This is a genomic window from Catenibacterium sp. (assembly GCF_052354645.1).
GTDB lineage: Bacteria > Bacillota_I > Bacilli_A > Erysipelotrichales > Coprobacillaceae > Catenibacterium > Catenibacterium mitsuoka_A.
The window spans coordinates 6,225-13,938 of record NZ_DAWDDM010000022.1; the positions used below are offsets into that span (position 1 = coordinate 6,225).

Below are 7,714 nucleotides of genomic sequence, written 5' to 3' on the forward strand. Positions count from 1 at the left end.
TTTTAATCCTTACTCTTTTCTTTTACTTTCATATAAGGAATAAGATTGGTAAAATAGAGATAGGGAAATGAGGTGATTCCCATGAAAACAAAGAAGAGCTATATCTTGAATATTGCATTAATTCTTGTGATTAGTGGTATATCTTTATACTTATCAGTAGGTTCTGAAGTCTCTACTGTATTTAAAACAATTACTACAGCGCATCCTTTTTGGCTATTCATCTTATGTTTTATTATGTTTATATATTATGTATTTGATGGACTCGCTACAATGATCTTTGCGCGTTTTTATAAGAAAGACTTTACTCTTAAAGAAGGTTTTGTGAATGGACTTGTAGGTACTTTGTTTAGTGGTTTAACTCCTTCTTCTTCAGGAGGACAGTTCGCCCAGGTGTTTGTATTTAATAACCAGGGGATTTCCCCTGCCATTTCTACAAGTATCTTACTCATGTGCTTTATTAGTTATCAAATAGTGATCATGGGCTTTACTGCAGTGATTATGATTGTGGATTCAGCCTACTTCTTAGATAAAGGTGTAGGTGTATCTTCTATGGCAGCCGTTGGATTTCTTATTAATGCAGTTGTCACTCTTCTATTATTTGCAGGTGCTAAGAGCAAGAAGTTCCAGAACTTTATAGTAGATAAAGTAGTCTATCTCCTTTCTAAAACACCACTTATAAAAGATTATGAATCAACATGCTTTAGAATTCAGAATTACTTTGGTGAATTTAGAGAACAGATGAATGTATTACAGAAAAATAAAAAAGCTTTATTACAGACAGTATTATGTAATATTGTGAAACTTACTATTATCTACTCTACGCCATTCTTTTCGTGTCTTGCTTTAGGAATAAAAGTACCAGTTACCCTATTTGTACAGTTCTTAGGACTGGCTTCTATTATTAATTTAATTAATACATTCCTCCCTATTCCTGGTGCATCAGGTGGTAGTGAAGGATGTTATATGATCTTATTTGGTTTCTTAGGAAGAGCTAATGCTTCTAGTTCTATGTTCTTATGGCGTTTCTTCTCTTTCTATTTTGGATTAACACTTGGTATGATCACATTTATCGTTGCGAAGGATACAAAACGAAAAGACGATTAAGTCACTCTTAGGAGTGGCTTTTTTGTGCACTTTTATTCAATCTGTCTAAAAATGAATTAGCACTCTCCTTGACAATATGCTAATAAGAACTATAATACTCTTAGCAATCAGATAAAGAGAGTGCTAATAAGGAGGAATAATTATGTTAAAACCTTTAAATAAGAATATCGTATTAAAGAAAGAAGAAGTAGAAAATAAGACAGCTAGTGGTATTATTCTCACTACTGAAACAAAGAGTCTTCCTACTGTTGGAGAAGTTGTGGCAGTAGGTCCACAATGTGAAAATGATTTAAAAGAAAAAGATCGTGTTGTATTCAAGGAATACTCTGGTACAAAAGTTAAACTTGATGGTGTTGAATATATTGTGATAGACGAGAAAGATGTTCTCGCATGTATTGAATAGGAGGAATGAACGATGAGTAAAGAAATACGTTTTTCTAGTGATGCACGTCAATCAATGTTGAAGGGTGTGAATACTCTTGCTGATGCAGTGAGTGTCACACTTGGTCCTAAAGGTAGAAATGTAGTATTAGAGAAGAGTTATGGTTCTCCTTTAATTACGAATGATGGTGTTTCTATTGCCAAGGAAATAGAATTAGAAGATCATTTTGAAAATATGGGTGCAAAACTTGTATATGAAGTAGCCAATAATACAAATGATATTGCAGGTGATGGTACAACAACTGCTACAATTCTTGCAAGAGATATGATTGTGAATGGTATGAAGCAGGTTGAAAAAGGTGCAAACCCTGTACTTATGAGAGAAGGTATTGAAAGAGCTTCTAAAGCAGTGGCAGAAGTATTATTAAAAAATTCTCATAAGGTAGAAACAAGCAGGGATATTGCCTCTGTTGCAACTATTTCTTCTTCTAATAGTCATATTGGTGAATTGATTGCTCAGGCAATGGAAAAAGTTGGTAGAGATGGTATTATCAACGTAGATGAATCTAATAGTTTTGATGATGAATTAGAAGTCAATGAAGGTATGCAGTATGATAAGGGTTATGTATCTCCTTATTTTGTAAGTGATACAGATAAGATGGAAGTAGAAATGGATAACCCACTCATCTTAGTCACTAATCAGAAAATTACTAATTTACAGGAAATCCTTCCAGTACTTGAACAGGTATTAAAGGCTAATAAACCATTACTACTTATTGCTGAAGATTATGAGAATGAAGCTATTTCATCTCTTGTATTGAATAAGTTAAGAGGTGCCTTTAATGTCGTAGCAACTAAGGCTCCAGGATTTGGTGATAAACAGAAAGAAATGTTGGAGGATATTGCAGTATTAACTGGTGCTAAATTCTACAACAAAGACCTTAATATGAAGCTTTCTGATTTAACTATTGAAGATCTTGGTACAATCAAGAAAGTGATTGTAAAGAAAGACAATACTACTCTTATTGGTCATAGTTCAAGTGAAGCAGTGAATAAACGTGTTGAAGAATTAAAGACACAATTAACTCATACTAAGAGTGATTATGAAAAGAAGACTCTAAAAGAACGTATTGGTAAATTATCTAACGGTGTTGCAACAATTAAAGTCGGTGCTACAACTGAAGCAGAATTAAAAGAAAAGAAATTAAGAATTGAAGATGCTCTTAATGCGACTAAGGCCGCTGTAGATGAAGGTATCGTTGTTGGTGGTGGTGCTGCGTTAGTAGAAGCCTATGAAGAATTAAAGAATCAGGTCAGAGATACGAATGTAGATATCCAGAAGGGTATTAACGTAGTCATGAATTCTTTATTTGCGCCTCTTACTCAGATTGCAATCAATGCTGGTTATGATGAAGAAGAAATTGTATCTATCCAAAAGACTGCTGAAAAGGACTTTGGATTTGATGCAAAGACAGGTGACTGGGTTAATATGTTTGAAGCAGGCATTATTGATCCAACTAAGGTCACTCGTAGCGCACTATTAAATGCCGCTAGTATTTCAGCCTTGTTCTTAACAACTGAAGCAGGTGTAGCAGAACTTCCTAAAAAGGAAGAACCACAACAGCCTGTTATGCCACAAGGTGGCATGTATTAAAAAAAAGCCAGAAATGGCTTTTTTTATTACTTACAGAATTGATATGTTAGTTCTCCTAAAATCTGAATACCTTTTTCGATATTCTCCATAGAAGCAGCTGAGAAGTTCATACGAATAGATTGACACGGCTTAGTACTATCTACCATGAATTCATTACCTGGTACGATGGCTACATGCTTCTTAATAGAAGCCTGAACGAATTCTGGCATACTGACTCCATCAGGTAAATCAAACCATATAAACATACCACCTTCTGGTTCAATGACATGAATAGAAGGATGGAAATACTTCTTGATCATCTCTAACATGAAATTACATTTCTTTCCATAAAGAGACTGCAAATGTTTAATATGTGCATCCATATCTGTTTCTCTCAAGAAAGCATCCATCATATATTGTGAAAGATTGTTTGTATGGTTATCTCCTGATTGTTTAGCCATAAAGAGCTTAGAGATAATATCTTTACTTGCACAGATGATTCCTGTACGCATACCTGGTGAGATAATCTTAGAAAGACTGGCTGCATAAACAACACGATGGTCTTGATCTAAAGATTTAATAGAAGGGACTTCTTCTCCTGTAATACGTAAATAACCATAAGGGTTATCTTCTAGAATAACTACATCATACTTTACTGCAAGGTTATAGATTTCTTTTCTTTTTTCTAGAGATGTTGTGACTCCGGTAGGATTCTGGAAGTTAGGAATTGTATAGAATACCTTTGGTCCTTTTTTAAAGGCTTCTTCTAGTTCTTTTAGATTTACACCATCTTCTTCTAAAGAAACACCAAGCAGCTTTGCCCCATTACATTTAAATGAGTTTAAAGCACCTAAATAGCTTGGGTTCTCTACTACAACATAATCTCCTTCATCGCAGAATATCTTAGACACAAGATCTAATCCCTGCTGTGATCCTGTTGTAATAATAATATCATCATCACTTGTGCATATACATTCATGCTTATTAATGAATGACTTAGAAGATTCTATTAAACCTGTATAACCCTGGGCAGAGCCATACTGCAAAACTTCATAAGTCTTTTCTTGAAGAATCTTATGTCCTACTTCTTCTAGCTTTTCCTGTGGAATAGCTTCTGGATCAGGGAATCCACTCGCAAAACTAATATACTCTACCGTACCATTCTCACTTGCATCAGCCATGACACTTCTAATGGCTGATTTTTTTACGTAATTCATCTTATCTGCGTATCTCATATATGTCACTCCATTCACTTTTTTCTCATTCTACTACTATTATTTAAAAATACCTAATTATTTTTTATGTCTGCGTAAGTTATGATCTGAATATCGTGATCCTTGATGAACTGTTTGAATTCATCACTCTTAAGTAATTCTAATTCCTTGATACGATTCATATTGTAGCTAGATACGTTCATGAGTCTTTCATCAACTAAAGCAGGATGACAAACAAGTTCTACTGTATCATAGCCCTCTGTTGAACAGATTTCTTTGAACGTTTCAAAACTTACACCATCTTTGTAGAATTCACAACGTGCTGGGAAGTAGTTTTCATCCACATATCTTGTTTGTCTGATAGGAAGGTTATATTCCTTGGCAAGACGCTTGATGACTTCTAATTGTCTATGTTCCATATGGACATAATGATGAGAATCTAGATGTGTAGGAAGATGTCCTGTGTGTGCGATAAAAGCTTCAATCTATGCTTTCCATTCTTCATACACTTCATCTGGTTCTCCATCTGGGAATTCATCTTCATAGGCACTTGGTCTTAAGAAGTTCCCCTCTTCATCTGTATAGCTTTTCTTGCCAGGTAATAATGGTTTACCAGCAGTTAAAGTTAAATGAACACCAATTCCTAGATCAGGATAAGCCTTCGCCTTGTCTAGGGCCCATAAAGCATATGGCATATTCATCATCACTGTAGTGGAACTTACAAGTCCCTGCTCGTGTGCAAGTAGGATACCTAGGGAGTTTCCTTCACACATACCGAAATCATCAGCATTAATAATTAATTTCTTGATCATACTTTTCACCTCTAAAATCCATTGTACTAAATATTATAAGAACAGTCACACATATCGAGAAAATGATGTATAATACAAGACAAAAGGAGACCGTTATGAAAAATACAATTACTGGATATACAGGTTTATATGGGGTTGTCGCAAATCCTATTAAACATTCTTTTTCACCAATGATGCATAATACTGCATTTCAAACATTAGGTATTAATGATGTTTATCTTGCATTTGAAGTGACTAAAGATCAGTTAGATGATTATATTACGTCTGTTAAGACATTACCTATTAAGGGATACAATATTTCTATGCCTTATAAACAGGATATGATGAAATATATGGATGAACTCACAACACAGGCAAGACTTGCGAAGAGTATCAATACGGTAAAGAATGAGAATGGTAAACTCATTGGTCATATTACTGATGGAGAAGGTTTTGTGATGGCCTGCCGAGATAAAGGATGGGGTATTGCGAAACATAAGATTATAGTGCTTGGTGCTGGTGGTGCAGCAAGTGCAATTATTATTTCTCTTGCATTAGCGGGTGCTAAGGAAATTGTGGTTTATAATCGTTCTGATAAACCATTTATTAAAGAACTTAATGAGAAATTAGACTGCCCTATTACTTTAAAGAAAATTGATCAGGAAAGTATTAAGGAAGATTTAAAGGATACTTATCTATTAGTCAATACAACAAGTGTTGGTATGGCACCTCATCCTGAAGGATGTATTATTGAGAGTGCTGATATGTTACCTGATGGTTTAAAAGTAGCTGATATTATTTATAACCCTAAGGAAACAAAGCTATTAAGTTATGCAAGACAAAAAGGTCTTGATTATATGAATGGAGAACGTATGATTGTCTATCAGGGTGCATGTTCTTTTAAGTTTTGGACAGGAAAGGATATGCCTATCCATGAAGTCAAAGTAGCGTTAGGAATGGAGGAAAGCGAATGAAAGAAATCGTAGTTGCAACAACAAACAAAGGGAAACTTAAAGAGATTTCTGCAATGTTGGAAAAGTTAGGTATTGAAGTAAAGTCTATTAAAGATGTATTAGGTTATAATCCTGATATTGAAGAAACAGGGACTACTTTTACTGAAAATGCAGTGATTAAGGCTGAAACAGTAATGAATATGATTCATATGCCTACTCTTGCAGATGATTCTGGTTTAGAAGTAGATGCATTAGATAAACAGCCTGGTATTTATTCTTCTCGTTTTATGGGTGAAGATACAAGTTATGATATTAAGAATCAGTGGATTATTGATGCTGTAAAAGATAAAGAAGATAAGACAGCACGTTTCGTATGTGCGATGGCTTTGGCTATTCCTGATGAAGAAACAAAGACTTTCTTAGGTACTTTTGAAGGAAAAATAAACGATTGTATTGATGGTGAAAATGGCTTTGGTTATGATCCTATTTTCTATTATCCACCATTAAAGAAGACTTCTGCAGTGATGACTATGGAAGAAAAGAATAAAGTCTCTCATCGTGCAAAGGCATTAAAGGCTTTATATGATTATTTAGAGGAGGCACATAAGTAATGAATCATGTTGTATTAGTACATCCTGCGATTCCACAAAATACAGGTAATATTATGAGAACATGTGCAGCGACACATACACCTTTACATATTATTAAACCGACAGGGTTTAAGTTAAATGATCCAAGAATGAAAAGAGCGGTTATGGATTATTTTGATCACCTCACTTTTAAAGTGTATGAAAACTTTGAAGAGTTTGAAAAAGAGAATCCTGGTATTTATCATTTCTTTACACGTTATTCTAAGAAAGTTTATAGTGAAGATGATTTTAAACAGGAAGGTGAACATTATCTTTTCTTTGGTCATGAGCATGATGGTATTCCTCATGATATCTTAAAGAAGTATATTGATGATTGTGTACGTATTCCTATGTATGGAGATTCACGTAGTTTGAACTTATCTAATACTGTAGCCATTGGTGTTTATGAAGCATTAAGACAACAGGGTTATCCTGATTTATCTACAGTAGAGGTTCAAAAGGGAGAAGATTTCTTATACAATGAAGAAATTTAAAAGTATTCTTTTAACTGTATGTTTGACTTTTTTGATTATTGATTGTGCTATTCTCTTAGTCACATTTGTACCTGTACTCTATCCTTCTTCACTAATTGCCTCTAATATTGGGGTAAGTGAAAAGATAGTAAGAGAAAGTTATATGACAATTATTCACTATTTAAGTCTATTCTCACATAAAGCACTTTCTACTCCTGCTTTTCCTATGACTAAAAATACAGCTTTTCATTTTTATGAAGTGAAGGTATTAATGAATCGTTTAGAAGTAATTGGGTTAGTGGTACTGATTGGAACTATTTATCTCATCTACTCTACAGTCAAAGAGAATGATTATAGACCTTTTAAATGGGCAGGATTCACTACTTTAGGACTCGTATTTATTGTAGGTGGAACAGCCTATGTTGATTTTGACGGGGCATTTACTATGATGCAGCATATTCGTTTCAACAATAACTACTGGCTGATCAATCCTGATATTGATCCTATTATCAATATCTTTCCCGAAAGTTATTTTG

The 7,714-nt window shown here is 34.2% G+C and carries 8 protein-coding genes and 1 pseudogene; 7 read left to right on the forward strand and 2 right to left on the reverse strand.

Annotated elements, in window-relative coordinates:
* Window positions 1–81 precede the first annotated feature (81 nt).
* The 3 genes from ACT8VG_RS01960 to groL all read left to right on the forward strand — a co-directional run bounded on the left by ACT8VG_RS01960 (window position 82) and on the right by groL (window position 3,139).
* The gene (locus ACT8VG_RS01960) at window positions 82–1,104 is read left to right on the forward strand and encodes a lysylphosphatidylglycerol synthase transmembrane domain-containing protein (RefSeq protein WP_117459312.1); all 1,023 of its coding nucleotides are present in this window, start codon (window positions 82–84) and stop codon (window positions 1,102–1,104) included.
* A gap of 142 nt (window positions 1,105–1,246) precedes the next feature.
* The gene (locus ACT8VG_RS01965) at window positions 1,247–1,507 is read left to right on the forward strand and encodes a co-chaperone GroES (protein WP_006504310.1); all 261 of its coding nucleotides are present in this window, start codon (window positions 1,247–1,249) and stop codon (window positions 1,505–1,507) included.
* 12 nt (window positions 1,508–1,519) lie between these two features.
* Entirely contained in the window at window positions 1,520–3,139 is a 1,620-nt protein-coding gene (gene groL, locus ACT8VG_RS01970; RefSeq protein WP_217106667.1) for a chaperonin GroEL, read from the forward strand.
* A gap of 26 nt (window positions 3,140–3,165) precedes the next feature.
* Here the strand turns inward: groL and ACT8VG_RS01975 are convergent, their stop codons facing one another.
* Both ACT8VG_RS01975 and chbG read right to left on the reverse strand, forming a co-directional pair.
* Window positions 3,166–4,353, reverse strand: coding sequence for an aminotransferase-like domain-containing protein (locus tag ACT8VG_RS01975; RefSeq protein ID WP_418220775.1), 1,188 nt, complete (start codon window positions 4,351–4,353; stop codon window positions 3,166–3,168).
* 53 nt (window positions 4,354–4,406) lie between these two features.
* Window positions 4,407–5,144: pseudogene (gene chbG, locus ACT8VG_RS01980) on the reverse strand (chitin disaccharide deacetylase).
* Between the two features lie 95 nt (window positions 5,145–5,239).
* Between chbG and aroE the strand changes: the two are divergent.
* The 4 genes from aroE to ACT8VG_RS02000 form a co-directional block, all read left to right on the forward strand.
* A complete protein-coding gene (aroE, locus tag ACT8VG_RS01985) occupies window positions 5,240–6,097 on the forward strand; it encodes a shikimate dehydrogenase (RefSeq protein ID WP_432270772.1) in 858 nt (285 codons plus the stop codon).
* Window positions 6,094–6,687: an XTP/dITP diphosphatase gene (locus ACT8VG_RS01990; protein WP_187012076.1), complete on the forward strand. Its 594-nt coding sequence runs from the start codon at window positions 6,094–6,096 to the stop codon at window positions 6,685–6,687. Before aroE ends, ACT8VG_RS01990 begins: the two co-directional genes overlap by 4 nt.
* Window positions 6,687–7,199 carry a tRNA (cytidine(34)-2'-O)-methyltransferase gene (locus ACT8VG_RS01995; RefSeq protein ID WP_006504316.1) on the forward strand — a complete coding sequence of 171 codons (513 nt, stop codon included), beginning with the start codon at window positions 6,687–6,689 and terminating at the stop codon, window positions 7,197–7,199. The genes ACT8VG_RS01990 and ACT8VG_RS01995 overlap by 1 nt, the downstream gene beginning before the upstream one ends.
* Window positions 7,186–7,714, forward strand: a 529-nt coding sequence (locus tag ACT8VG_RS02000; protein ID WP_444195091.1) for a TIGR01906 family membrane protein, incomplete at its 3' end; no start/stop codon positions are given. The genes ACT8VG_RS01995 and ACT8VG_RS02000, both read left to right, overlap by 14 nt.

What these genes read in the sequence shown, in the direction of transcription:
- ACT8VG_RS01960 (WP_117459312.1), top strand. Translation starts at nt 82, where the DNA reads ATGAAAACAAAGAAGAGCTATATCTTGAATATTGCATTAATTCTTGTG.
- ACT8VG_RS01965 (WP_006504310.1), top strand. Translation starts at nt 1,247, where the DNA reads ATGTTAAAACCTTTAAATAAGAATATCGTATTAAAGAAAGAAGAAGTA.
- groL (WP_217106667.1), top strand. Translation starts at nt 1,520, where the DNA reads ATGAGTAAAGAAATACGTTTTTCTAGTGATGCACGTCAATCAATGTTG.
- ACT8VG_RS01975 (WP_418220775.1), bottom strand. Translation starts at nt 4,353, where the DNA reads ATGAGATACGCAGATAAGATGAATTACGTAAAAAAATCAGCCATTAGA.
- aroE (WP_432270772.1), top strand. Translation starts at nt 5,240, where the DNA reads ATGAAAAATACAATTACTGGATATACAGGTTTATATGGGGTTGTCGCA.
- ACT8VG_RS01990 (WP_187012076.1), top strand. Translation starts at nt 6,094, where the DNA reads ATGAAAGAAATCGTAGTTGCAACAACAAACAAAGGGAAACTTAAAGAG.
- ACT8VG_RS01995 (WP_006504316.1), top strand. Translation starts at nt 6,687, where the DNA reads ATGAATCATGTTGTATTAGTACATCCTGCGATTCCACAAAATACAGGT.